The following is a 23913-nucleotide window of genomic DNA, read 5'->3' as shown; positions in this document are numbered from 1 at the left end:
CATTAGGCGATTTTTGCAGGATAAAATTCAACATTTTTTGCGGGCTACCTGAAAAGTTAGCCTCAGTTGTTTTGTCCGGGATTTATCACGTTTAGATGAGGTTGTTCAAGAGCAACATGTCCTATTCACAAACTAGAACTCAGTCAAAGGCCGGATATGATGCTGGCGTTAAAGACTACAAGCTAACCTATTACACGCCGGACTACACCCCAAAAGATACAGATATCCTCGCTGCCTTCCGGATGACCCCTCAACCAGGTGTTCCTCCCGAAGAAGCTGGTGCTGCTGTTGCGGCTGAATCCTCAACAGGAACCTGGACCACTGTGTGGACTGACCTGTTAACCGATTTGGATCGATACAAAGGCCGTTGCTACGACATCGAAGCAGTTGCCAACGAAGATAATCAGTACATTGCCTATATTGCCTATCCCCTCGATTTGTTTGAGGAAGGGTCAGTCGTCAACTTGTTGACCTCCCTTGTGGGTAACGTGTTTGGTTTCAAAGCACTTCGGGCCTTACGTCTTGAAGATATTCGTATCCCAGTTGCCTACATGAAGACCTTCCAAGGTCCTCCTCACGGAATCACGGTTGAGCGTGACAAGATCAACAAGTATGGCCGTCCTTTGTTGGGTTGCACCATTAAGCCCAAGTTAGGTCTATCCGCGAAGAACTACGGTAGAGCTGTTTATGAGTGTCTACGCGGTGGACTTGACTTCACTAAGGATGATGAGAACATTAACTCTCAGCCTTTTATGCGCTGGCGTGATCGCTTCCTCTTTGTGGCTGAAGCGATTCATAAAGCCCAAGCAGAAACCGGTGAGATTAAAGGTCACTATCTAAACGTTACCGCTGCCACCTGTGAGGAAATGCTGAAGCGGGCTGAGTTTGCTAAAGAACTCGAAATGCCCATCATCATGCATGACTTTATCACTGGTGGTTTTACCGCTAACACTACTCTGTCCCACTGGTGTCGTGATAATGGTGTGCTGCTTCATATTCACCGAGCCATGCACGCTGTGATTGACCGTCAGAAGAACCATGGTATGCACTTCCGTGTCCTTTCGAAGTGTCTCCGCATGTCTGGTGGTGACCACATCCATACCGGCACGGTTGTGGGTAAGTTGGAAGGTGAAAAAGGCATCACCATGGGATTTGTGGATCTCTTGCGTGAGAACTATGTGGAGAAAGATCTGTCTCGTGGTATCTACTTCACTCAGGACTGGGCCTCTATGGGCGGCGTTATGGCTGTTGCCTCGGGTGGTATTCACGTTTGGCACATGCCTGCCCTAGTTGAGATCTTTGGTGATGATTCTGTGCTCCAGTTTGGTGGTGGAACCTTGGGTCACCCTTGGGGTTGTGCACCAGGTGCAACGGCTAACCGGGTTGCGCTTGAAGCCTGTGTCCAAGCTCGTAACGAAGGGCGCGACATGGCTCGTGAAGGTGGCGACATTCTCCGTGAAGCTGCTAAGTGGAGTCCTGAACTGGCTGTTGCCTTAGAAGTCTGGAAAGAGATTAAGTTCGAATTCGAGGCAATGGATACAGTCTAATTCCCTTGAAGCCAGGGCAAAGGCTACCTTTGCCCTGAACAGATAGAGGAAGATGGACGTTCCTTTCCTTTCTCCCTTAACTGTTCAACGCAATATTTAATCCCTGTTTGAATTGGGGATGTGTTGGATTGCATGGATCAAAAACGAGTTGCCAAAGATACAGCCCAAGTGCTGATCAGCTATTTGACCTATCAAGCGGCCAAGTTAGTGGTGACTCAGCTTTATGAGACTAATCCTGGCTTAGGAATTTGGTTGTCGGAGTTTTCTTCGACGGATCGAATTCAAGACGGTGAGTTTTACCTCGAAGCACTCATGCAAGAGAATCGAGAGTTAGCGTTGCGGTTGTTAACGGTGAGAGAGCATTTAGCAGAGGAAGTCGTTGAGTTCCTGCCAGAGATGGTTAAGACCGGAATTCAAGAATCGAATGTGGGACATCGACGTCAGCTCTTAGAGCGAATGACCCAAATGTCCACACCCGAGTCCACTTCTAATGGTGATGAGCTTGAAGCAGATGCTGACGAAGAGCTGGATTGAACGCCCATAAACTTTTTTGCAGTTTTTTGATGGAAATACTACGGATAAAACCATGAGAACTTTACCCATAGAAAGACGTTTCGAGACCTTTTCCTACTTGCCTCCCCTGAATGACGAGCAGATTCGTCGTCAAATTCAGTACATTTTGGATCAAGGCTATATTGCAGGGATCGAGTTTAACGATTCTCCTGAGCCGACCGCATACTACTGGACCATGTGGAAGTTGCCTCTATTCAAAAATCCTTCTGTTCAGGATGTTTTGTATGAGATTGATGAGTGCCGCTCTGAGTACTCTGACAAGTATGTGCGGGTGGTTGGATTTGACAATATCCGCCAGTGCCAAGTTATGAGCTTTATTGTTCATAAGCCGGGTAGCAATAGTGGGTACCGCCCCTACTAAACTCTAGTGTGAATAGGGTATTAGCTTTCTGAGCTGAACGGAGAGGTAGGTTAACCTACCTCTCCTCCTTTTTGTCAGGAGTGCTGACAGGCTGACACGAGTGGATAAGGCTTCATGCACAAGGTAAGGGGGATACTTGTAAAAGTTTGCTGCCAATACCTTGACAATTGCCGTAAAGCCTATATGACTTAGCAATAGTGATTGGGTATTTGGATCATGCCGAAAGACGACAAGGATCTGCGGATTTGTTTTGTGGGGGATTCATTTGTTAACGGGGTGGGTGATCTGGGCTGTTTGGGATGGACGGGACGTATCTGTGCCACGATGTATCGGCGAGGATATGATTTCACCAGCTATAACTTGGGAGTTCGCCAAAGTACGAGCGCTGATATTGAAGACCGGTGGCTATCGGAAGTTCAAGCGCGCTGTCCGGCGGGCACCAATGGTCGAGTGGTCTTTAGCTTTGGGGTAAATGATACGGCCCAAGAATATGATCACTGTCGGGTTGATATGCCCCTGTCCCTGGAGAATGCGCGGCGCATTTTTAGGACGGCAAAGCTGCGATATCCGATTCTGATGATAGGTCCGCCTGCGATCGCAGATCCTGACCATAATGAGCGAGTCAAAAATCTCTCCGAGAACCTCGGCATTCTCAGTCAAGAGTTAGATGTGCCCTATTTGGATATTTGGACGCCTCTCTCGCGCTCCAGCATCTGGTTAAACGATATCAAGGCCAGAGATGGCTATCATCCGGGCAGTACAGGATATACAGAAATGGCTGTGATTATTCAGAAGTGGTCTGCTTGGCTGGACTGGTTTAAGCGCGATCGATCTGAAGAGTAGGGACTAAGCTAGCTTTGTTTATACCTATTAATTCAAGTTGGCCTAATTTTTAGGTGTGATATCCCTATGTTTTAATCCACCTTGCCCCTCCCAACATTTGAGCTTCGACCATGGGTTATTATCTATCGCCTCGATTTCTAGATCGACTGGCGGTCCATATCACCAAGAACTTTATGGACTTGCCAGGGCTGCGGGTGCCTTTGATATTGGGGATTCATGGTCGCAAGGGAGAAGGAAAATCGTTTCAGTGTGAACTGTTGTTTGAGCAGATGGGCATTGAGCCCGTGCGCATGTCAGCGGGAGAGCTGGAAAGTCCTGATGCGGGCGATCCGGTACGCTTGATTCGGATGCGCTATCGAGAAGCAGCAGAGTTGATCAAGGTTCGGGGCAAGATGTGTGTGCTGTTGATTAATGACCTGGATGCGGGAGCGGGTCGAATGGATCAGACGACCCAATATACCGTTAATACCCAGCTGGTGAACGGTACCCTGATGAATATTGCCGATAACCCCACGGATGTGCAGCTACCGGGTAGCTACGATACTCAGCCCATTCGCCGGGTGCCGATTTTAGTGACGGGCAATGATTTTTCCACCCTCTATGCTCCTCTGGTGCGGGATGGGCGGATGGATAAGTTCTATTGGCAGCCCAACCATGAGGATCGGTTGGGGATTGTCCAGGGGATTTTTGAGCCGGATCGGTTATCCAGTTCTGTGATTGAACAGCTGGTCAATCATTTTGCCGACCAGGCCATCGACTTTTTTGGGGCATTGAGATCGCGCATCTATGACGAACAGGTGCGAGACTTTATTCGCAATCTTGGTATTGGCAACGTCTCTACTTATTTGGTCAATTCTCCTGAGCGACAGGTACAGATCCAGCCCCCGGCTCTGACGTTGGACTATTTAATTAATCTGGGTGAGGCAATGGTGGGCGAGCAAGACCGTCTGCACCATGCTGGCTTGGCTCAAGCTTACCTGTCGGGAGCAAAGGCTGAACCTGTTAAACCGTCTCCGCCCCCATCTGAACCAGAGGCAAACCACTACCTCCAGGCTGATATCGCTCCTCAATCCCAGGGAGATTGGCCTGACTATATTGCCCATCATGAGATTGAGCATCTGTTTCAGCAAGCCATGCGTCAGGGCAGTCAACTGAATCTAGAAACCGCTACGCAACGGGAAAAGGCGGGTAATGTTTGGCGTAGCTGGACTTGGCCACAAGCGCCTCGAACGGTGACGGATGCCATGGCGGGGTTGCAAACCTGTCTGCAAGATCATCCCCAAAGTTACATTAAGTTGATTGGGTATGATCCGCGTACCCAAACCCGTACCCTAGAAGAACTGATTGTTCGTCCCCAGTAATTCTGTTGATCGCGACCTGTGCCCATGACTTCCTTTACACCCCCTGGATCTAGCCCTGATATTGATGTTGACCAGCTTTTACTGATGCTGCGTCGCAAGGAAAAAACTTGGGTGGACTGGGGTATGGCTTGTCAGCAGCTCCAGAAAGCAGGCTATAGTCCCCAGCAGATTTTTGAAGAATCTGGGATTGAACCGATTCAGCAGAACCAGATTATTGTGGCGGGACAGGTCTATCAAAATCTGAAGGATAAGGGCGCAGAAGCGGCTTGCCAATATTTTGGTGAGCGCCGTAGCGATATTCTCTATGAGTTTCGGGTGTTGAATCAGGTGGAACGCGCGGCAGCGGCCACACTGGCGGCAGAAAAGCAGTTGGATGCAGATGATGCCCGTGCGATCGCAAAGGCGATGAAGGAGTTCAGTCGTCTCTCGGAGACTCCGGTGGGTTTTACCGATACACCGGGAGATGCTATGGCCTACCGATGCTGGTATTTTGCCCGTCAAAAGGATGATTTGCAGGAGAGATCGCGACTCATTGGTCAAGGACTAAAGTATGCCCATAGTGATTCGGCACGGGAGCAGTTACAGCAGCTATTGAGCGACTTCTCGGTGGTGAAGGCGAAAGAGGCTCCCCGTCTGCCATTTTTCCGGCTGGAGTCAGAGGAGGAGTTGCCCCGGTTGATGCCAGTGATGGGGCACTTGCCATTGACGCTGGCGGATTTGAAGGCGGTGCCGGTGGTTGAGGAAGAAGAACCGTTTGGGATGGTGCAGTTTTCAGGGACTTGTGCTTGGGTTCCGGTTCCGGGTTGGCAGGTGATTTTGCGGGCGGAGGATCCGGTGGCGTTGTTAGCGCAGGTACAGGATTTAGGGCCAGATCTGCCTCGACCAACGGAGGAGGTGTTAGTGATTATTGATCGTGATCAGCGGCAGTGGCATGAGGACTGTTACTTTTTGGTGGAGGCAGATGGGCAGTTGCAGGTGCAGTGGTTTGCGGAGGCTCCTGAGCAGAAACTTTATGGGCAGGTGGTTTTAGTGATGCGACCCAAGCGGATTTTGGATGAAAATTTTACTAAAGATCCTTGGCATACGGATGAGTAGAAATCTTCTGCATTTTTAAAGTTTTCGATTTAGTTTGTATCACTTACCGAGACATTCTCGGTAAGTGATACAAACTGATCAGCTCATGAAATTTCATGACTGAAGATGATTAACTATCCTGCTTAAGCCTCCGGTTTAACCGGAGGACTCGTAAGGTTTAACCTTTACCGCGGTCATAGCCTCATCCAAAAATTTGGGCGTTGCAAACCCCACAAGCCTTAGCCTTATAGTAAGACTTCAGTGTGACAACAGCGTGTTATGGAGATGTGCTGCCGTCAACATCAAAAGTGAGAGTTTAAGACCAGCGATTAAAATCCCCTTTAAGGGGTTCTTCCAAGCCTCCGGTTTTACCGGAGGTGTTTGACTATTCCATCATTAGTTAATCATCTCTTCTATGGGAGAAAGGGATATGGAGTGGGGGTTGGGGCTTTTGTTGAGGGAGAGGGGAATTTGAGGTGATTAAGTTATAGGTTGATAAGGGAAATAACTTAATTACTTTTTAGGTAGGTTATGCCGTTGCCAAAGGGGTCGAATCCGAATCATTCGAAGTTGGATTCTTCGATTAAGGTGGAGCCAATTCGGATGAAGAAAGCGATTGCGGGGATTAAGCAGCTGTTGTCGTGGAGTCCTCGGGATCTGTGTCTGTTTACGCTGGGGATTAATACGGCCTATCGGGCGAATGAGCTGCTGTCGTTGAGGGCGAGCCAGGTGCGCTATCTGGGGGTCAATGGCACTGACTTAAGCTCAATCAAACAGCTAGCTTAGCTTTGAGAGCAGAGCGAGGTTGTCGCATTCGCGGGAAAGATTTGGGTCTGCGTTTGACGACTCTCGGTTCGTGCCGATTCGGTCGAGAGGGTAATAGATCGGCTGCCATGGTCTCAAGTAGATGAGTAAACAACCGCTTTCTGGTCGCACGGTTGGCTGTCGCCAACAAAGCAAGCATCTGATTGAAGTGTTGTCGTGCTCCTTGCACAGACAGTTGAGTTCTAGCATTATCTGCTAGCGGTGCCGCAAGTTCCATGAGACTTCTGAGTAGGTTATAGCCCAACAAATGTACCCAAATGTCCTTGCGCACCATATCCGGAGTTTTGGCACTGAGCATCTCCATTTTTAAGGTGGTTTTGAGATGGCGCAGATTGACTTCCGCCACTGGCCAACGCCAGCCATACAAGCGAGTCAGTTGCCCAGCGCTGTAGCGTTGAGCATCCAGCAGCGTCGTCACCACAATAATGTGCTGGTCGCGAAAGCCCTTAAGGGATAAGCGCAAACACACCTCTCTAACGACCAATGTTTGAGGAATCAGGGCAAAATCTTGCTCACTCATGTGCTCAGGCCGTTGGGCTGGCTTATGCCATGTCACCTGATGATCACCAATGCCATGCTTGTTGCCTTTGCGGAAATCAGTCTTGCGAGCATGATGTTTACGCAACACTCCATCAGCCCTGTGTTGTTGAATGATGGCTAGATCAACATAGCTGCCATAAGCTTGGTCCGCCATGACCACATCACCGACCTCAAGGTCTTGATAGAGCAAACGACTCATGACAATTTCACTGGTGTCCCAGGAGGCAATACAAGCTGACGCCACTGCACCGGTAACCAAACAGAAGAACACTACCAAGCGAGCGATGGGAAAACCACAGCCTGCTGTTTGATTGCCATGTTGTGGATATGATGCTTGGTTGGCCGCACTATCAGCCATCAACACGGTGGTTCCGTCGTAGACCTTGACGGGCCGACCACACCAGAGGTGCTCTGGGGAGAGGGGTTGCGCTAAGCACTCAGCGCTTTCGGGAATTAAACGTTGCAACAGTGACTCTGGAAAGCGACTTCTGGCTTTGCTGTAGGCTCCGGTATCAGATGAGGGCGGTTGGATGCCAGCCGCTGTGAGCCAAGTCGTGATGCATTTGACTGTGTTACGAAGGCTTTTATCGGCTGATAGCACTTGGTAAAGCATGGCCCACAGCGTAACGATGGGGCTATATATCCGGTTGCGATAGGAGAATGCTTCTTCTTTCAGGAGTTCCTCTAACCTTGAGGCTGGAAGGATATCTGTCCACGGTAAACCCAGGCTTTGGGAAAATTGCTGCTTGAGAATTTCGGCTGACTCAGACATAGTGAAAGGCAGAAGTTTATGGCGTGCAAGTCTTGATCCTATATCTATCAAGACTTGTAGCTTTTTCCTGACTTCTTAAGTCAGTGCCATTGATCTGGGGGTGGGGGATGTGATTGATCTGAAACAGTCGAAGACGGACCGGTATCGGTTGGTGACGTTGAATTCTAAGGCGGTGTCGGTGATTCAGTCGTTGTTGAGGTCTCGGGTGTTTGAGGATGAAGACTATCTGTTCTGGTGTCTGCATGGTCCGGTTGCCGACGGTGACGAATATGGTGAAGCGCTGGTGTCGATTGGTGGGGCTAAAGGGTCACTATGGAAGCCATACGCTGCGGAAGACGTGGGGGTATTGGCAGTATAAGTGGCATACGCCGATTCCGTTGGTGATGGAGGCGTTTGGGCATAAGTCCCAGCAGCAGACGATGGCTTATCTGGGGATTCAGTCTAGGGATGTGGCACGGATCTTTGAGATGGAGTTGTAAATATCAAATGATTTTAATGGAGCATCTTCAAAAAATAATTGATAGGTGAAGATGCATAATAAATGTTTCATAACCTGATATCTAGGTGAGTCTTCTTTTGCTCTGATTAAGGCAAAAGTTTTAAATAAATATTCGATGAGTATTGGTAACCATGGATTCTTTCCTATCGCTTATTGGGATGCTTTTCTTCATGTTTCTTGTCCTTTCAGCTTCCGTAGAAGTTATATTGGAAATCTTTAGAGGATTCCTTGAACAGTTTGGAGTTGTTTGGGCAAAAAGTAAGATATCTATAGAACAGTCTCTAGATTTACTAAAAGAATTCTCTGGTAATAATTCAGAAATGGTTTCTAAGGTTGATGCTTTGATGAATGCTCAAAAACAACTAAAAATGAAGTCTAAACATAATATTACGACTCTTAATGAAATCAAATTAGAATTATCTAAGCTAGCAGGTAAGCCAATAACTGATGCATTGAAGCATGCACTGAATGAAGTTGCATTAAATGTCAAAGCTGAGTTAGATGCAGACAAACGAAAGCGAGTTTTTATCATCCGTACTCTTGCTGCAGCCGTTGGATGTTTTTTAGTTTGGCAATCTGAATTTTACGTTTTTCAGATATTATCCACTTCAGAAGAAGGGAAAGAGTGGCTCGACACATTAAATAAGCTTCAAGATCCTCTGATCAATATTTTTGTTGGTGGCTTTGCAGCAGCAGCAGGGAGTTCTTATTGGCACGATCAATTAGATCGATTACGAAATGTAAAAGGAGTGATTGATAATGCTAGATCGTTACAGTTGAATTAATAATCTCTCTAGGCTTTCCAATAGGCCCAATTGAAGGGTTGCTGACACTAGGTGTAATCAATGACTTTTAGGGGCCTGAAACTGAAATCCGAATGCATAGAATCAAAAATGCAAAAGCCTGTGGGGTCAGTTTTGGATGTAAGAATAAATTGACCCCACAGCAGTATATTGAACTGCTGTATCGACGAAAACAGGGAGAATTGATCAGGACTCAAATGGAAGATTACAATCTCTCAAAAACAAGTCTCTATCTTAAAGATGCTGGTGATGCAGGTGCCTCAAGTATTAGAACTTCTCTATCCCTCGGTTTTGTTTAGTCTCATCATGATGTGGTGTTTATAGAAAATAGTATGTCAACAAATTGACAAATAAAATACTGAATTAAATTTTTTAGTAAAAAATAAAGAAAACTGCATAATGTATAAGAATAAAATACATACAAAAAGATTAAGATTTTTTATTATTTTAGTTGTGATTTTTATTACATGGAAGTGATCATAAAAAATTTCTAATTCAAGCTTAAATTATATATTTCTTAGGGAAAAATATAGTTGAAACTATATCTGCTCAAGCTTAATTTATTGAGAGAATATTAAGACAAGAGAGTTGCTGAGATCTGTCACCATTTCAATACTATTGAAAAATATAATTCACTCCTTTTATCAATCTGTCAAAAAAAATTGACCAAGAAATTTTAAAGTAAATCTTAATTTAGTATCTATATCAAAAAAGGGCATCTTAGCATTTCACTGGATTAGCAAAATATTATAAGACAATGCTTATTAAGGTAGAGGACAATAAACGGATTGAGAATATATTTGTTCTTAAGTTTTTCCAAAAAATATGAATTAAAAAATAAATGCGAATATTTTTATTTCACAAAAATTAGTTTTGAATTATCATAAAAATCATTCTTGAGATAAAACAATGAAAGAAAAAAACTTTAATAATCAAAATTCAAAAAAAGATGTACAACAAACTATTGAATATTTATCTACAAGTGAACTCAATAAATTACAAGATCAAATCGCGAATGATATTTCAATAATAAAATCTATTCATGAAACATTCAAGACTGCCAAAATTATTATTACAACTATAATGTCTATTATGGGCCTTATTTTAGCCCAAGGAATTTATGCAAAGGCCACATCTAGTGATTGGATTCTAAGATGGCTCATACAAAATATTTATTCACCAGAACATATCTACAATTTAAATAAAGATAACGTTGAAATAAAAGACCTAAAAAAGGTTAAAAAAGGGGCGCCAGATTTTGTCTTTAATGCTACAAAAGAATGGAGTCAAAAACAGTATGAAGATTTTATAAAAAAAGAAGAATTTGTTAATGTAGTAACAGAACGATTTAATCAACATATTCTTGCAAAAATAGAGTTGATCAAGGTAAAAGGTAAGGTTACTAAAGAGTTTGTTTCTGATGTTGGAAAGCTGCCAATACCAGCTGCTTTGACCATGTTACCTGATACATCACTACAAACAAATTGTGGCCACTCTATTGATCATAACAAGGATTTAGCAGTTGTTGTTGTTCCTCATGATATTGATGAATCATACTTTCTAGCGTATGGTTGTAATTCAAAATATCCAAATCAAGTATACTTAAGAATTGTGAGAGAGGGAGAAGAATCTCCATTAATAAATTCAGTAAGAATCGTAGGAAGAGAAAAAAATAGTCCTAATAAACATTCTGGGATACTTGAAATTCGAGTGACCCAAAGTGTTGCTAAAAAAATGAGACTGTCTGGAGCAGACTCGTTTACAGCTTATCTTCCAAAAGTTCAAGTTTCAATTTCAAAAGCTGAATAATAATCATCTATGATATCTAAAAACATGAATACCTCCATCAAGCTTTCTTTGTATATTTTAAGTACTATTATTGCGACAGCATTTATCTATTTCTTTTCACCCAGTGCATACGCTGCTTGTATTCTTAATGATAGGCACGTTCCGGCAGGAACAAAAGATGGTATTTATATATGCTGCTCTGATGGAACATGGCGAATCGTTTGCCCAAATAAATACTATCCAAAGCGACCAATAGGCCCAATTAGGACCAGCAGCGTGTGCATATCGACAAACACCTACAGTTATGAGTAGCTAAGAAACTTAGAAGGGAGCACAAAACATTATTTTGATTTTTTGATGAGTTTTCTTGTTCATGGAGAGGGCTAAATCAGGTAATTCCAGGGTGCTAATCTCATTACACATCCCCACAGTGCGATCTGGACGCCATATAGGGCAGTGGTTCCAGACGAAACCGTAAATTCCTATTTTAATGCCCCTGCTGGTTTAATGCCCCTGCTGGTCCGCGTTGCAAGATTTGGATGATGGGCTGGCGGTGGCTTTAGCAGAAATCTATGGTGATTAAATTCTTGGTAAAAGTTAATCACCTTCTGATGGTTTTTTGCCTCGATGATTTATAGACCTAACACCCTAAATCTCTAGCTTGGGCACGCTTTATTTCCCCAAGGAGCTGCGTGAAAAATCTAAACGACCAATCCCTAAATATTGACCTTCAGCAGTTGAACCAGCAGGCGTACCTCGTACCTCAAACATATAAGTTCCCACCGAAGGATTCCGCACTGGTCGAACAGCCATTGTAATTGTTTGACCTGGAGCAACAGGTTTATCAAACGTAACCGTCAATGTCCGAACCGATGGATCACTGACCACAATATTAATCGGCAAAGCCTCGCCTTTATTTCGCTTTGTCCCCTCAAATGCCTTCACTGAAGTTGCCTTAAAGCGTGGATATTGCACCCCTTGCTTCAAAATAAACTCCACCTTTTGCAACGGTTGAGCCGCATCTTGTGGAATATCAATCGTAAAGAAGTACGTGGCTCCTAAAGATCGGGCATCTCGATTTGTTGTAGAAGTACCGACAAGTTGAGGGGGGCGATCAAAAGTAACCTTTGGACCTCTGGGGAGGGCTGGTAGAGCAGGCGCATCAATCACTTGAGCTACTGCCGTTGATTCTTGAATCGGTTTGGGAGTGGGTTGTGGAGTCGCCTGGGGCTTGGCCTCCATCTTTTTAGAGAGCCGCACAAACGTATTGATGGGAATTCCCAAATTGAACCCAGCCTTAATCACGCTGCGGTCCCCTTGATAGCCTGGCAAAACCACCTCTCTGCCTTCGGCTAAACCATGAATCCCCACCACTTTGCCATCATCATTAAACACAGGCCCGCCACTCATTCCTGCTCGGGTGACGTTGGTATAGACCATTTTGTAGCCTTTACCGATGGACTGGGGTGGCAGACCGGAAATTTCGCCAGACGTGAACTGATAGATATGAGGCAGGGCAACCCCCGAAGAAGGCCAGCCCGCAATAAAGACCTTATCGCCTTCTGTTAACTGATCTGAGTTACCGAGTTTTGCTAATTGATACGATTTCTGGCTGGTAAAACTCACCAGAGCCAAATCCACATTCGGCAGCTTCTGCACCGATTGATAATTCAAGACATATTCCGTCCCATCGGGAGCCACAATGTCATACTCATCCGGCGTGGCGACCACATGTTCTGCTGTCAGGGCATAGTAGGTATTTTCCTTTTTCCCCACCAGCACCCCAGAGCCAGGATTTTGGCCTTTCACCAAAATGGTGGACTCCTTTGCTATTTGATTCACCTCGGCCCCGGACAACGCCTGGGCTGGCTGCACCATCACCAAAGCAGTTCCCACCGTTAAAGCAGGCAATAGAACGTTAAATCGCTGCATGGGGACAACCCTCACTCACTTGAATTCATTATCGGCGAAGTTTATTCAGATGACGACTTCAGTTCTATTGAATCATCGCCGACACATACTCCACTGTGATCTGTCTCGGTGACCAAAGAAGAGGTTTATCACAGGGCATTGGATTGCAACCCAAAGGCCCCTATGCTGACAGTAGTTCCCCTCTACTCGACCTGAATCATGACCGATTGGCAGCCGACGGCTTGTATTTTATGTTCCCGCAACTGCGGCCTCCAGGTCCAAGTCGCAGACGGCCATCTCACCAAGATTCGTGGCGATAAAAACCACCCGGTTAGTGCAGGCTATATCTGCCAAAAAGCCGCCCAACTCGACCACTATCAAAACAATGCCGATCGCCTCACCCAACCCCTTAAACGGCAGGAAGATGGATCCTATCAACCCATTGACTGGCAAACCGCTATTACCGAAATTGCCGCTCGCCTGCTGGATCTAAAGCAGACCTACGGCAAAGAGTGCCTCGCCTTTTATGGCGGGGGCGGCCAAGGCAATCACCTCGGCTCCATGTACAGCAGCACCTTTCGCGATGCCTTGGAGATTCCCTACTACTATTCCGCCCTGGCTCAGGAAAAAACCGGGGACTTTTGGGCGAATGGCAAGCTGTTTGGTCGTCAAAACTGCCATACCACCGAAGATATTGAACAGACAGAGTGCGTATTGTTTATTGGCACCAATCCTTGGCAAGCCCACGGCATCCGTAATGCCCGCCCCACCCTTAAACAGATTGCCCAGGACGATCAGCGAACCATGATTGTGATCGATCCGCGCCGGACGGAAACGGCAGAGTTAGCGGATATTCATCTGCAGTTGCGGCCTGGAACCGATGCCTTTTTACTATCAGCCATGCTGGCAATTCTGGTGCAGGAAGGCTGGGAAGATCAAGCCTTTCTCCAGGAGCATACGATTGGATATACAGAGGTGCGGGCTTGTCTCCTAACCATTCCCATTGCGGATCATATTGAACGGGCTGGAGTAGATGCCGATCAGGTTTATGAGGCCGTGCGCCGCTTTGCCACCGCGAAGTCTGCCAATGTCCGGGTGGATTTGGGTTTGCAGCAAAGCCTCAACAGCACCCTCAATTCCTATCTAGAGAAACTGTTCTTTCTGCTAACGGGCAATTTAGGCAAACCTGGCGGTAACAACTTCCATACCTTTTTCCTGCCTTGGGTTGGCCATTCTGATGCCGAGGCTAAAACGCTATGCCAAACGAAGGCAACGGGTATCACGGAAATTGCCCAGCTATTTCCCCCCAATGTGTTGCCTGCTGAAATTGAGTCCGATCATCCTCAGCGTATCCGGGGCTTAATCGTCGATAGTGCCAATCCGGTGGTGTCCGGGGCAGATACCCAAGCCTATCAGCGTGCCTTTCCCAAGCTGGATCTGCTGGTGGTTGTAGATGTGGCGATGACAGAGACGGCTCGCTATGCCGACTACATCCTGTCGGCTGCGTCGCAGTTTGAAAAATGGGAAGCCGCCTTTTTTAATTTGGAATTTCCCACCAATGCCTTTCATTTACGAAAGCCTCTGTTTGCTCCTTTAGCCGATACTCTGCCAGAGTCAGAAATCTATCGGCGATTGGCGGTTGCGATTGGGGCGATTCCTGAACGCTATCCAGTGTTGGAACAGGTGGCTCGTTGGCATGGGCGGTGGCCTCAGCTAGGACTGTATCGAGTGGCTTTGGTGGCGGCCATGGCCCTACAGCCTCAGCTGAGACGTACCGTTGCTTTTGCCTTGCAAGGATCCTTGGGCAAGACCTTACCGGATGACAGCATTGCCCCGTTTTGGGGGGTGAGCCAGCTTTATGTTCAGCACCATGGCGAAGCAGTGGCCCGGACGGGTTTGCCTGGCCGAGGGGGGCGATTGGCAGAAGCATTATTTCAGCGGATTTTGCATGGCCATAGTGGCGCACCTATTAGCCAACATCGCTATGAAGAGACCTGGGCATTGATGGGCTACAAAGACCAAAAAGTGCGGTTAGTGATTTCTGAACTGATTGAGGAGTTGCAGACCCTCTCCTCCCACCATGCCTGGCCAGAGTATCCCTTGATGCTGATTGCAGGTGAGCGCCGCATGTATAACGCCAACACCATCTACCGTAATCCCCAATGGCGACAAAATGACGCTGAGGGGGTGCTCAAGATCCATCCTGTCGATGCTAAAGCGTTAGCGCTAGCTGAAGGGAGTCATGCAGTGTGTGAATCCCCCTGGGGACAGCTGACGGTACAGGTCAAACTTTGCGATACCCTTCGTCCGGGGGTGGTCAGTTTGCCCCACGGCTATGGGTTGGACTATCCCGATGCGAATGGAACGCGCACCCGCTACGGCCCGCTCTTGAATTTGTTGACCGACGCCCAACATTGCGACACCATCAGTGCCACCCCTTTCCATAAAAATGTACCTGTGAGATTAAGACCCATAGAGATGGCGAGGGCAGCAAGCTTGCACGAAAGTTTGCCGTGAATTAGCTCTAGAGTATTGACTTATCAGTTTTTTTATAGATTATCTTGGATCCCTTTTTTGTCTGAATTTCTAGATTTTGTTACAGGGATTTTATCGAGTGATGATTGTTGAATTTTTCTCTAAAAAAATAGATATTTATGTAAATAAAGTTAATAAAAATATTGTGGCTGTTCTTGTCTTGATCGTGAAAAATAGTTCAGGACTTATGTTTATAGGAATGGCTTCAATAATATTGAGCTAGAAAAACAGACTATTTTGTTGGAATTGAACTGGAAAATCTAAAAAAAACGGAGAAAAATTTTGTAAATTATGATACAAAGTGATTAGCCTAAAATTAGATACACCCACATAATATTGATTTATGAAAAATATTGTGGTGTTACAGACGGATTTCTTCGCTGAACATTATATTGTTGTGTGAGTGAATAGTTTTTTATTCCGAATAGTAAGATTATCAGAAATGATTTCTGAGAAAGCTATTCTGGCTATTTTTATTCTATTAGGCGATAGCTGTACTAGTGTTTTTGTGAATAGAGGATTGAGTTGTTTTTTGCAAAATCAGATAAAAACAATGCATATTTTTAACTGTTCATACTGGCATGGATATTGTCTATTTAGAGAATGACGAATGGTGTTACTTCGGAATCATTTGAGGTGGGCTCGGCGATTAAAATTCTCTAGTACAGCCTGTGCCATAACGGGAGGAATTATCCTTGCCTCGAATACTGAGATCAGTGGTTATGGATTTCTCTTTCTGGCTGTTAGCTCAAGCCAAATGCTGGTCTCTAGCATGTTGCTTCGAGACCAGTCGATGGTGCTTTATTCGGCGTCCCTTTTTCTGTGTGTGGACTGTTTAGGAATTTTTCGCTGGATTCTCAATTAACATGAGTAAATTTTTGATATTTCAAATAGGAGGAGTCAATGCTTTGGGATATCTATCCAGAAGAACTTGAAGTATTAACTCTGCGTGATGCATATTTAATGTTAGCTGGAGATCCCCCTTCGAAGATCCCATTCTTCGTGTGGCTTTTTGAAAATCCTAGGAGTCCCTTGGCGCTACCCGGCAAAATTGACTTGTACCAGCATGACTGTCTACACCTCTTGTTGAAAAAAGGATTCGACTCCTTTGGTGAAGCCTATGTTCTGGGATTTGCCATGGGTAATGACCCTAATACCCATTGGTTTCATCTTATGCTCTTCCAGTTTGTCGCTCGGTTTCTTTACCCTAGCCCCTATTGTTTAAGTCAAAGAGAACTAGAAGAATTTAGTGCAGGCGTGGAACATGGGCGGCAGGTCCCTTTTAAGAGCTTGAATTATTCTAACTTTGAGTTTCTACAAACTCATCAACTACCCGCCTTGCGCAATATTTTAGGATTAGAGTACTCAACCTATGATCAAGGGGTGCTCTAACAACTTTTAGGAAGAGATTGATAGCTTGACTCATTCCACTGCGAGAGAAAAAATTGGAGAGTACTGTAGATAATCTGAGCTAAAAAAATAATTGATTGATTCCCGTTGATGAAGGATAGCTAATGATTTCTACTAGCCTGAATATTTTATATATAAATTGATATAAATAAGTGTATAAAAGCCCTTTAAGAAAGATCTCTCAGGGCTTGGTAACTGATCATCTTGCACTCTCAAACCCTATCCACCAATCAATCCTAGCCTAATGAGTCCATCCACCCAATAAATGGTTAAGGCAACCATAAGTAGCGTTGCAATCCCACTATAAATCAGGCCATCTTTTTCGTGACTACTTAATAAAGCTTTAGCTAATGCTTCAACTTCCTCTCGATATCGTTGCGGCATAATTTCTCCTTGAAATTACGAACAGCATTGGAATACTACTGAATGTTCCCAATGTTTTCTTCTATGGATCACATGTTGTGCATTTTTTCAAGACTTTAATGGGAGAAATCTGCTTAATGCCCCTAAAAATGAGTGACAGACCGGTAGATCTAGGCGACTGGAATCCCTTGTATCATGAAATACAAATAAAACAGTATTTTTTGATGGCAATACCAATGTCAATAAAACTAGGGTGAGCCCACTTTTTGATGATTTGACCTGGCAGTTAGCGGTTTTATTTGCGAATGACGGTTAGATTTTCTTCTGCCCCTAGCACCTCTGTTGTTGGCGTTAGTTCGGCTGTTTTGGGAGAGATACGATCGCTAAAGCCCTTAATGATGATGTACAGGATAGGCACAACAAAGAGACTTAGAAATGTGGCCACAAACATGCCGCCAAAGACGGCTGTTCCCAAGGATTGCCGACTGCCAGCCCCAGCTCCAGACGCCACCACGAGGGGGAAAATACTGCTGAGGGTGGAAATAGCGGTCATTAAAATGGGTCGGAGTCGTTGTTGGGCCGCTTGCAGGGCCGCTTTAGGAATGGGGAGTCCTTCTTCCCGGAGTTGGTTGGCAAACTCAACAATCAGAATTGAGTTTTTACTCGCGAGACCAATCAGCATCACGAGACCAATTTGGCAGTAAATATCGTTGGAAAAGCCCCGTAAGACTTGGGCTCCCAACGCCCCTAAAACTGCGAGGGGAACGGAGAGCATAATGATAACTGGATCCACATAGCTTTCGTATTGGGCAGCCAGAACTAGGAAGACGAGTACCAAACCCAAACTGAAAATAATTGTTGCTTGCCCCCCGGACTCGATTTCTTCCAAGGAGATACCTGACCATTCAAACCCTAGTCCTGGCGGGAGAACTTTGGCGGCAATTTCTTCCATGGCTTGTAAGGCTTGCCCAGAACTCACCCCTGCCTTGGCGGCTCCGTTAATCTCAATGGACCGGAATTGATTATAGTGATTAATCGTTTGAGCACCCGTTACGGACGTAATGGTGACTAAGTTACTGAGGGGAATCATTTGGTCCGTGCCAGAGCGCACGTATAGCTTGCCAATATCATCGGGATTGGAGCGAAACTGTTGATCGGCTTGCACATAGACCCGATAGGTGCGGCGACCTAAATTGAAATCGTTGACATACCGAGACCCCAAATAGATCTGCAGGGTATTGAAAATTTCGTCCACATCGACTTGGAGGGCTTTCGCTCGCTGACGATTGACTTCGACCTTGAGCTGTGGTGTATTGGCTCCATAGGTGGTGAATGCCCCTTCGAGGGCATCATTGCTGTTAGCGGCTCCCAAGACTGGCCCTAAGTTACTGACAAACTCATCGAGGCTTAAATTCTCTGAGCGGTCTTGGAGTTGGAAGGTGAATCCTCCATAGCTCCCGAGCCCCCGAATAGCGGGTGGATTGATGGCTAGAATGCGGGCTTCGGGAATTTGGAATAATTGACCGCGCACTCGATTAATAATTGCTTGGGCAGATTGTTCGGAGCTGCGGCGTTCTGACCAGGGTTTGAGAGTGGTAAACACAATCCCTTTATTGGATGCATTGCCCCCAAAGCTAAATCCTCCCACGGCGAAGGTGGCCCGCACTTCAGGTAGGGGAAGCATGACCTCTTCGATCTTTTTCATGACGTCGCTGGTGTATTCCAGAGACACACCATCGGGGGCACCGACAATGGTGAGGAAATACCCTTGGTCTTCTTCCGGTAGAAAGGCTGAAGGGACAGTGGTATAAATCCAAGCGGTAAAGGTTAACAGGGCAGCAAAAATCGCCAAGATGAAATATTTGAACCGGTTCATCCAGTCCAAAATGTTGCCGTAGCTCTGACGAAGCCGATCTTGCTGGCGGTTAAACCAATTGAAGGCTGGTGCTATCCAGTCAGGAATGCTGGGATTTTGACGGAGGAGTAATCCGGATAGGGTGGGAGTCAGGGTGAGGGCGTTGAAGGTGGAGAGTGAGATCGCAAATGCAATCGTTAAGGCAAACTGTTGATACAGTGCACCTGTTGTACCGGGGAAAAAGGCTACAGGTACAAACACCGCCATCAAAACAAGAGAGGTGGCAATGACGGCCCCTGTTAGCTCTTCCATAGCCACAATGGCGGCCTGACGAGGCTCGATGCCCTCATTCTGAATTTTGGCGGCAACATTTTCGACCACCACAATGGCATCATCCACCACCATGCCTGTGGCCAGGGTGAGACCAAACAGGGTCAAGCTATTGATGGAAAAGCCGAATAATTTAACAAATACAAACGTCCCAATTAGGGAAATGGGAATGGTGACGGCGGGAATAATGGTGGTGCGCCAATCTTGCAAAAAGACAAAGATCACCAGGACCACTAAACCAACCGCTTGGATTAAGGTCCAGATTACTTCCGTTAGGGACTGCTCCACATAATCGGTGGTGTCAAAACCGATGTCATAGGTCATCCCTGGGGGGAAGTCTTCAGATAGGGTTGCCATGGTTTCTTTGACGCCCCGAGCAACGTCTAGGGCGTTACTCCCAGGGATTTGGGAAATCCCCAAGCCGACCGCGTCTTTACCGCGAAACCGTAAGAATGAACCGTAATTTTCAGCCCCCAATTCAACTCGCCCAACATCTTGGAGCTTGATCAGATTACCGTCGGTGGAGTCAACGACTAACGCCTCAAATTCTTCAATCGTGTTGAGTCGACTTTCGGCGCGGATATCAATTTGGAACTGCTGACCTTCTGGGGCGGGCGGTTGACCAATTTGTCCCGCCCCCACTTGAATATTTTGTTCTTGTAGGGCATCCACCACATCTTGCCCGGTTAGATTGCGCTTGGCTAACCGCTCGGGGTCGAGCCATAGGCGCATGGCATATTTCCGTTCTCCGAAAATAGTGACATTACCAACGCCATTGACGCGCTTCAGGGCATTGGTTAGATATAGGTCCGCATAGTTACTCAGGAAAATACTGTCGTACTCGTCGTCCTCACTGAAGAGGCCAAAGCCCATCAGAATGCTGCTGGATTGTTTCGTCACCCGGACCCCGGTCTGTTGGACAGCCGCGGGTAACTGGGACTCCACACTGGAGACGCGATTCTGCACATCCACCGCTGCTAAATCTTGGTCACGATTATTCTCAAAGGTGGCGGTGATAGAACTAGAGCCGCTGTTGCTGCTGCTTGAGGTCATGTAGCGAAGACCTTCGACCCCGTTAATCTCCCGTTCCAGAATGCTCGTGACGCCATCTTCGACAGTGGCGGCATCGGCACCAATAAAGTTGGCCTGAATACTGACCTGTTTCGGGCTGATATCTGGATATTGGGCAATGGGTAAGGTGGGAAGACAAACAAGGCCCATCAGCAGGATCAGGAGGGCACAAACGGTCGTCAGGACGGGCCGTTTAATGAAAAAATTGACAAGCATAAGAGGGGGGAAGGACGGTTGCGAGGGGGGAGGCTAGGAATCAGCAGGCACAGCCAAGGAGAGAGGCTAAATGGGAGAGAATATCGAATCAGTGAAGTACAGTGCAAATGCTAAGGCAGCTTACTGGGGTGGTTTGCCGCTGGATTTGTTGTCATCAAGGCGCAGTTGGGCCCCATCCCTGATGGTTTGTAGGCCAGAAATAACGATGGTTTCACCGGCTTGGATACCCTCCAACACTTGGTAGTCGTTGCCCTGGATGCTGCCTAGCTCAACGGGTTGCTGGCGAGCCACCATCCCAGGTACTTGACCGTCTGGTTGTTGTGGCTGATCAGCAATAAAGACAAAGGCTTTACCTCCCAATCGTGTCACAGCGGTGGTGGGCACTAATACCCCCGGACGGGTTTGCCAAACCACGTTAGCTTCGACCCGTTGACCATCCCGTAATGTCCCTTTGGGGTTGGCGAAGGTGGCCTTGGCTAAGACGGATTGACTCTCGTTATTGACCGTGGGTGAGACGAAACTGATACGTCCCTGGGCCAGGATGTCTTGGGATTGGGCTTGGCTGAGTTCGACTGGTAATCCCACTGCGAGCTGCTCGCGCTTCTCAATCGGAATATTGAGATTGATCTCTAGGGTTTGATTTTGAATAATGGTGGTAAGGGTGTCACCGGCCTGTACAAAGGAACCTAACTTAATGGGAATATCCCCCACCATCCCCGCAATGGGGGCTGTGATGCGCGTATCTTGTACATCTTCTCTAGCCGATAAGGCGCTGGCTTTGGCTTGATTGAGGCTGGCTCTAGATTGGGTTAAGTTGGCTTTAGCCGCACGAATTTGCTCATCTACTGCTCTGAGAGCCGCTTGGGCAGAGGCGCGGTCGCGGCGGACTTGATCCAATACTTGCTTGGCCAGTGCCCCTTGTTTGACCAAGGTCTGGGTCCGCTGAAACTCTGTATTTTGCAATTCCAGCTCAGCAACTGCCCTGGCACGATCGGCTTGGACGGCTCGAAGTTGGGCTTGGGCATTGCTGCTGGCGGCGGTGGCTACATTGATATTGGCCACCGCTGCGCCGAAGTCTGCTTGAGATTTCTCGGGACTGAGTTGAACAATAGGCTGGCCAGGGGACACCCTCGACCCCGATGAGACAAAAATCTGAGTGACTCGTCCTTCTGTTTCGGGGCGTAGCACCACGCCCTGCTTGGCTTCTAAGGTGCCTAGGAAGGCAGAGGTTTGCTTGACTGGACTGGTTTGGACGGTCTGAACTTTGACCAAAGTCGGCGGCGGACCCTGTTGACCCGTGGTTTTGGCCCCTTTGGGCCAAAATTGCCAGACCACCAGCCCTGTCCCCATAAGGGCCACACCGGCAATGATCCAATTCCGACTGCTACGTTGTTTCAAGGATTTGATGGTGGAGTTGAACGATCGTTCCGCGACTGCAATTTGTGCTTCAACGGGTTCTTGTAAATTTGAGGTTTCAGATGTTTCCATAGGACGACGCTGCTGTGGCGGGACAGGAGGTGGAACTCTGACTTAGATCTAAATGCATTCACATTGAGGCACTCATTACCCAATTCTTGATCCACTGGAGAATATAAAGAGAATATAAAACCCATTCTAATGTGGATTTCCCAGGATGGGGGGTAAGCTGGATAACCTTGTCCTGTTTAATTTGAGCGAAGTAGGTTAAGGATGGTCGGTAGGCTCAGAACGAATCGGGCTTAACTGCTCCTGGACACGACGGCCGAATTCAGCTGGAAGTTTGGTGATCGCCTCTTGGATAAAGGCTTTGACGAACCGATCACGGCGATGGAGCTGAAATTGGCGCTGCACGACTTCTGTCATACCGCCATCTCCCCACTCTTGATCGTTGCGAAAATATTCAATAAAGCTCTTACCCGCGATTCGCGTTAGATAGGCGGCTCCCACGCTTTGAATGGTTTTACCGACGACAAATCCCACCACACTAAATTGCAAGGCCCGGGCAAAGACTTCAATCGCACCTTTGACTATGCCCAAACTGACCATGGTCTTCGCGAGGGAGAGGGCCAAATCTTTGGCTCGATCGAGGGTCAGATCGCAGCCATAAATTTTGGCAATCTCAATCACCATTTGGGTGTTGACGGCAGCGGTTGCTAGCAAATCAATGACGGGGACCGGGGTGACCCAAATCACGCCAGCACCTATCCATTGAAACCGATCGACAATTTGGTCGGCTTGCTGACGACGTTCTTGATCGATCTGCTGTCGAGCTTCTGCCCCTAAACGTTGGGATTGAAGCAGAATATTATCGGCAAATAAGTCCTCTCCCTCTTGCCGCAGAATTCGAGAGATGCGTTGGAGAAGCGCTTTGAGGTCTGGCTCCGGTTCCAGGATTTCCCCAGAGGCTAATCGGACGGGTTGGGGACGGGCTGCGATCGCAACCACGTCTTCCGGCTGAATCCAGTTCTGGACGCGCTCATGCAGGCGTTGCTGAATCAGGTCTTGGTCGGTTTGGGTATAGCAATCTGTTTTATTGAACACTAACAAAGACCGTTTACCCATTCGGCCCAAGGCCCTTAGGGGCTGATATTCAGACTGGGTTAAATCACCATCAACCACAAACAGCAGTAAATCGGCCTCTGTTGCTAGCTTCCGGGCAGCCTGTTCTCGCTCGGTACCGGCAACGCCCGGTTCAGATAATCCTGGGGTATCCGTAACCAGTAACGCCTGATCAACACTGCGTAGCTGACAGCGAAAGGTTTGTCCCACTGCTGTGGTGCCGATGGTTGCGCCGACTTCCCCCACCATTTGTCCTAAAATCCCATTGACCAAAGAGGTCTTGCCTGCGGACCCCGTGCCAAAGACGACGATTTTGAGTTCCCGGCGGGTAAAGGTCTTCGCCATTTGCCGCGTTTCTTTCAGTAGGGCTTGGCGGGTGACTTCGTCTTGGATCTGCTGAATCTGACGACGCACGGCACGGAGATTGGAGGCAGCGGCATCGACCTTATCCGTGGGGACTTGAGGCGGACGCTGCCTGGGCTTTTTTCGGCCTCGAAACTGCCAACCGTAATAGATAAAAACCCCGATCAGAACGGCCATTAAGGCAATCAGGCAGAACACCAGTAAGTTGGCTAAAAAAGGCGAGGTCAGGGCCACTTGGGCGTATAGCCATTGCAGTGAGCTGATCAGCCAGAGCATCAGCCCCAAAATAATAGCGAGGCCTAACAGCAGAATAAGGAGGCGGGGCCAGGCCATCG

General features: G+C 47.1%; 19 protein-coding genes. 13 read left to right on the top strand and 6 right to left on the bottom strand.

Annotation, left to right across the window (positions count from 1 at the left end):
- Positions 1–116: 116 nt before the first annotated feature.
- From AM1_RS07970 to AM1_RS07940, 7 genes are all read left to right on the top strand, one after another.
- The gene (locus tag AM1_RS07970; protein WP_010467950.1) at positions 117–1547 is read left to right on the top strand and encodes a form I ribulose bisphosphate carboxylase large subunit; all 1431 of its coding nucleotides are present in this window, start codon (positions 117–119) and stop codon (positions 1545–1547) included.
- Between the two features lie 132 nt (positions 1548–1679).
- Positions 1680–2081: a RuBisCO chaperone RbcX gene (gene rcbX / locus AM1_RS07965; protein ID WP_012162316.1), complete on the top strand. Its 402-nt coding sequence runs from the start codon at positions 1680–1682 to the stop codon at positions 2079–2081.
- Between the two features lie 52 nt (positions 2082–2133).
- A complete protein-coding gene (locus AM1_RS07960) occupies positions 2134–2481 on the top strand; it encodes a ribulose bisphosphate carboxylase small subunit (protein WP_012162315.1) in 348 nt (115 codons plus the stop codon).
- 216 nt (positions 2482–2697) lie between these two features.
- On the top strand, positions 2698–3324 hold the full coding sequence (locus AM1_RS07955; RefSeq protein WP_012162314.1) for a GDSL-type esterase/lipase family protein: 627 nt from the start codon (positions 2698–2700) through the stop codon (positions 3322–3324).
- A 110-nt stretch (positions 3325–3434) separates the two neighbouring features.
- A complete protein-coding gene (locus tag AM1_RS07950) occupies positions 3435–4685 on the top strand; it encodes an AAA family ATPase (RefSeq protein ID WP_012162313.1) in 1251 nt (416 codons plus the stop codon).
- Between the two features lie 24 nt (positions 4686–4709).
- Positions 4710–5780, top strand: coding sequence for a RuBisCO accumulation factor 1 (locus AM1_RS07945; protein WP_012162312.1), 1071 nt, complete (start codon positions 4710–4712; stop codon positions 5778–5780).
- Between the two features lie 582 nt (positions 5781–6362).
- Positions 6363–6545: a site-specific integrase gene (locus AM1_RS07940; RefSeq protein ID WP_012162311.1), complete on the top strand. Its 183-nt coding sequence runs from the start codon at positions 6363–6365 to the stop codon at positions 6543–6545.
- On the opposite strand, the gene AM1_RS07935 is transcribed toward AM1_RS07940, so the two are convergent.
- Positions 6529–7947: an IS4-like element ISAcma16 family transposase gene (locus tag AM1_RS07935; RefSeq protein WP_012162310.1), complete on the bottom strand. Its 1419-nt coding sequence runs from the start codon at positions 7945–7947 to the stop codon at positions 6529–6531. The genes AM1_RS07940 and AM1_RS07935 overlap by 17 nt on opposite strands.
- A gap of 58 nt (positions 7948–8005) precedes the next feature.
- Here AM1_RS07935 and AM1_RS43110 point away from each other — a divergent pair, with 58 nt between their 5' ends.
- The 4 genes from AM1_RS43110 to AM1_RS07915 all read left to right on the top strand — a co-directional run bounded on the left by AM1_RS43110 (position 8006) and on the right by AM1_RS07915 (position 11007).
- Positions 8006–8254 carry a hypothetical protein gene (locus tag AM1_RS43110; RefSeq protein WP_049783706.1) on the top strand — a complete coding sequence of 83 codons (249 nt, stop codon included), beginning with the start codon at positions 8006–8008 and terminating at the stop codon, positions 8252–8254.
- Positions 8139–8375, top strand: a complete 237-nt coding sequence (locus AM1_RS43105) for a tyrosine-type recombinase/integrase (RefSeq protein ID WP_012162309.1) — start codon at positions 8139–8141, stop codon at positions 8373–8375. Before AM1_RS43110 ends, AM1_RS43105 begins: the two co-directional genes overlap by 116 nt.
- A 151-nt stretch (positions 8376–8526) precedes the next feature.
- Complete coding sequence (locus AM1_RS07925) at positions 8527–9180, top strand: hypothetical protein (RefSeq protein ID WP_041659362.1); 654 nt, start codon at positions 8527–8529, stop codon at positions 9178–9180.
- Positions 9181–10107: 927 nt separating this feature from the next.
- Entirely contained in the window at positions 10108–11007 is a 900-nt protein-coding gene (locus tag AM1_RS07915; protein WP_012162306.1) for a hypothetical protein, read from the top strand.
- Between the two features lie 651 nt (positions 11008–11658).
- Here AM1_RS07915 and AM1_RS07910 read toward each other — a convergent pair.
- Entirely contained in the window at positions 11659–12918 is a 1260-nt protein-coding gene (locus tag AM1_RS07910) for a DUF2808 domain-containing protein (RefSeq protein WP_012162305.1), read from the bottom strand.
- Positions 12919–13116: 198 nt separating this feature from the next.
- Between AM1_RS07910 and AM1_RS07905 the strand changes: the two genes are divergently transcribed.
- Positions 13117–15414: a molybdopterin-dependent oxidoreductase gene (locus tag AM1_RS07905; RefSeq protein WP_012162304.1), complete on the top strand. Its 2298-nt coding sequence runs from the start codon at positions 13117–13119 to the stop codon at positions 15412–15414.
- Between the two features lie 921 nt (positions 15415–16335).
- Positions 16336–16824, top strand: a complete 489-nt coding sequence (locus tag AM1_RS07900) for a hypothetical protein (protein ID WP_012162301.1) — start codon at positions 16336–16338, stop codon at positions 16822–16824.
- Between the two features lie 237 nt (positions 16825–17061).
- Here AM1_RS07900 and AM1_RS42070 read toward each other — a convergent pair whose 3' ends face one another.
- From AM1_RS42070 to AM1_RS07885, 4 genes are all read right to left on the bottom strand, one after another.
- The gene (locus tag AM1_RS42070; protein WP_010467921.1) at positions 17062–17226 is read right to left on the bottom strand and encodes a hypothetical protein; all 165 of its coding nucleotides are present in this window, start codon (positions 17224–17226) and stop codon (positions 17062–17064) included.
- A gap of 274 nt (positions 17227–17500) precedes the next feature.
- The gene (locus AM1_RS07895; protein WP_012162300.1) at positions 17501–20677 is read right to left on the bottom strand and encodes an efflux RND transporter permease subunit; all 3177 of its coding nucleotides are present in this window, start codon (positions 20675–20677) and stop codon (positions 17501–17503) included.
- A gap of 120 nt (positions 20678–20797) precedes the next feature.
- Positions 20798–22165 (bottom strand): efflux RND transporter periplasmic adaptor subunit, encoded by a 1368-nt coding sequence (locus AM1_RS07890; RefSeq protein WP_063710515.1) that lies wholly within the window; start codon positions 22163–22165, stop codon positions 20798–20800.
- 195 nt (positions 22166–22360) lie between these two features.
- Entirely contained in the window at positions 22361–23911 is a 1551-nt protein-coding gene (locus tag AM1_RS07885; protein WP_012162298.1) for a YcjF family protein, read from the bottom strand.
- Between the last annotated feature and the right edge of the window lie 2 nt (positions 23912–23913).

The sequence above is a fragment of the Acaryochloris marina MBIC11017 genome, from assembly GCF_000018105.1.
Lineage (GTDB): Bacteria > Cyanobacteriota > Cyanobacteriia > Thermosynechococcales > Thermosynechococcaceae > Acaryochloris > Acaryochloris marina.
The sequence above is the reverse complement of the archived record's forward strand: the minus strand, read 5'-3'. Positions and strand labels throughout refer to the sequence as shown.